The following is a 2,814-nucleotide window of genomic DNA, read 5'->3' as shown; positions in this document are numbered from 1 at the left end:
TCAGAGCGAGGTATAATTATAGATTATGGAATCACCGATCGAACGTTTTCGACTATCTCAAACCGCCAAAGATAGCCTAATAAAATTAAAACGCTACACCAAAATTGACCAATGGAATATCCTCTGTCGTTGGGCTTTTTGTCGTTCCCTTGCCGAACCGAGTCTCCCCTCTCCCGTTCCCATTCCTGCCGATAGCAATGTAGAATTATCCTGGAAAGTATTCGGGGGAGAAATGGCCGATATTTTCTTAATTGCCCTCAAACAACGTTGTCATCAAGACGGATTAGGAACCGATAAAGAAACTCTAACTCAACAATTTCGCTTACATTTACATCGCGGGATCGGTTATCTTGCTGGGGATACCAAGCTAAAAAAAATCGATAATTTAATCGAATTAGAGAGAGAAAGTCTCAGAGAATCTTAATCAAGAATGATCTGTTTTCAGGGGGAGCGCATCTCAAACGCTATTGACAATTGGCCAATTTTGTGATGGTATTTAAAAGAGGGCGGCTATCGGGGGATGAAAAAAAATGGAAAATTTAATCGAGGAAGCACTAAGCCATCGAGCGATTAATCATCCGTATTTACTGGCTTTAGAAAAAGGAGAATTTCAACATATTGATGAAGTTCTGACAGACTTTGCCAGTCAATACGGAGCTTATAGTGACTGGTTTTCCCGTTATTTAACAGCAGTAATATCAAAGCTAGAAAATCCCACTCATCGAAATCACCTGCTGAAGAACTTAGCTGAAGAAAACGGACATCTACACCATGAAGATCTCGAAGCAATCCGTAAATTAAGTATTAAGGACGAGTGGGTACAGGAAATTCCTCACCCACAGTTATTCAAGCGTTTTCAAGAAGCGATGGGAGTAGATAGCACGCAAACGCCTTGTGTTGAAGTGGAAATCTGGCGTGAATCATTCTTATCGCTGCTCCAGAATGGAAGTTCACTCCAAGCTATTGGAGCCATAGGTTTAGGGACTGAATCTGTTGTTAAATTTATCTACAAACACATTATTGAAGCGATCAAAAAACATACATCATTATCCTTGCAGCAATATGTATTTTTTCCTTTACATACAGAAGTGGAGGATGAACACAGCTTAACTTTAGTTGAGATTGCTAAAGAATTAGCCAGTGAAAGCGAACAGGCTGTTCTGGAATTACGGAAAGGAATGTTAAAAGCCTTAAATCTACGTGCTGCTTACTGGGACAATATGTATGAACGTGCGTTGGCACTAGATAAATCTTTGACATCATCAGACCAACTCAAGATTGTTACGCTTTTCACTAAAATGATTAAAGGCAAAAAGCTGTCTAATCAGGAACAGGAACTTTTATTGCATCAAATCAATGACGTGCGTATTGGATTGACGGAAGACTTATCTACTGTTCCAGTGGAAAAACTACTACCCGGATTGAGTTCACTTTTGCTATACGGGATGCAAACGGAAAAGCACAAGGAAGAAGTTCTGAACTTGTTAAATTGGCTTGAAAATCCATCTGGTGAATGCCAATGCTCTCAAACAATATTAAGGCTTGCTTCACAACTTTACCATGATTTTCAAACGATGCGTCTCGGAGGCTTGACCGAAAAAATTAATGAACAAAAAAGCTTGACTCATGTGCAAGAAGGTAAAGAGCTTATTTCAACAATCAGCGCCAGCAACTTAGAAGCCTTATACAACAATAAGGTTGATAAACTCAATATTGATTTTAACGTATTTCGCCTGCCATTTGATCTAGAAGTTTTAGATCCACGCCTAGTTATAGTCAAGCCAGGAAAGGCGAATGAAATGCACAGACACGCACATGAAACCGTATTTGTATTTCTTCAGGGTCAAGGAAAAGTTATTGTTGATCAATACGAAAACGAGGTCGAACCAGGTACTTTTGCTGTTATTCCCCGTTGGTGTGTGCATCAATCTGTGAACTTAGGAGAAGAAGAGCTAATTTTTCTGGCGATAGCTGATTTTGGATTAACTGGTAAAAGTTTTATGGGTAATTACTTACACAGTGCTAGACTAAAACAAAATTAGTGCAAATTTTATCACGTTAGATGGGTATGAAAGCAACACAAGAAACCAAAAAACTTTACGACGAAAGCGCAGGAGACTGGAAACGAGTAGAACCGATTTTGCTTTCTGATTACTCCGCACGTCCCTTTGTCATTGATTTATGTGAACCGATTGTCAACAAGAATATATTAGATCTAGGCTGTGGGGAAGGTTATGTAGGAAGAGAGTTAATTAACCGAGGCGCTCAATCTGTTCATGGGATTGATATTTCATCGCAAATGATCGAGCAGGCCTTGATTCAAAAAAACGAGCATCAGATTATTAATGCTTCCTATGAAGCTGGTGATATTCGTGATTTTGCGGTCACTGAGTCCGAACAATACGATTTAGTTCTGGCTATGTTTCTGTTCAACTACTTAAATGTTTCAGAAACTATTAGCACGATGCAGAAAGCCTACCAACTTTTGAAATTCGGTGGCTATTTCCTGTTCGCCGTCCCCCATCCCTCTTTACCTTTTCTGAAAAAAGATAAGTTTCCCTTTTATTTTAAACCGAAAGCTGGCTATTTTTCCGGACGCAATCAATTATTCCCCGGTGAGATTTGGCGCCGAGATAGAAAAGCCGTCGCCGTGCAATGTGTTCATAAAACTATGGAAGATTACTTCACATCTCTTCGTTTAGCAGCCTTCACAAAAATGCCAGAAGTTTATGAACTAAAAATTAATCAGGAACATTTAGAACTAGACCCAGAATTTTTTACTCCGCTCATTGACCTTCCCCTTCACGTTGCTTT

3 protein-coding genes are annotated in these 2,814 nt (G+C 39.4%); all 3 read left to right on the top strand.

From position 1 onward, the window contains the following. Positions 1 to 25 precede the first annotated feature (25 nt). Positions 26 to 424 (top strand): DNA sulfur modification protein DndE, encoded by a 399-nt coding sequence (gene dndE, locus PX636_RS00875; RefSeq protein WP_002765973.1) that lies wholly within the window; start codon positions 26 to 28, stop codon positions 422 to 424. Between the two features lie 106 nt (positions 425 to 530). Beyond that, positions 531 to 2,042 carry a cupin domain-containing protein gene (locus PX636_RS00870; protein ID WP_288115924.1) on the top strand — a complete coding sequence of 504 codons (1,512 nt, stop codon included), beginning with the start codon at positions 531 to 533 and terminating at the stop codon, positions 2,040 to 2,042. A 26-nt stretch (positions 2,043 to 2,068) separates the two neighbouring features. Beyond that, positions 2,069 to 2,814 (top strand): class I SAM-dependent methyltransferase (locus PX636_RS00865; protein ID WP_288115922.1); only part of this gene is annotated, 746 nt, incomplete at its 3' end.

Origin of the sequence: Microcystis sp. M53598_WE2, assembly GCF_030067735.1 — a bacterium.
GTDB classification, from domain to species: domain Bacteria; phylum Cyanobacteriota; class Cyanobacteriia; order Cyanobacteriales; family Microcystaceae; genus Microcystis; species Microcystis aeruginosa.
Note: the sequence above shows the minus strand (reverse complement) of the source record. Positions and strands in the feature narration are given on the sequence as shown.

What these genes read in the sequence shown, in the direction of transcription:
- dndE (WP_002765973.1), top strand. Translation starts at nt 26, where the DNA reads ATGGAATCACCGATCGAACGTTTTCGACTATCTCAAACCGCCAAAGAT.
- PX636_RS00870 (WP_288115924.1), top strand. Translation starts at nt 531, where the DNA reads ATGGAAAATTTAATCGAGGAAGCACTAAGCCATCGAGCGATTAATCAT.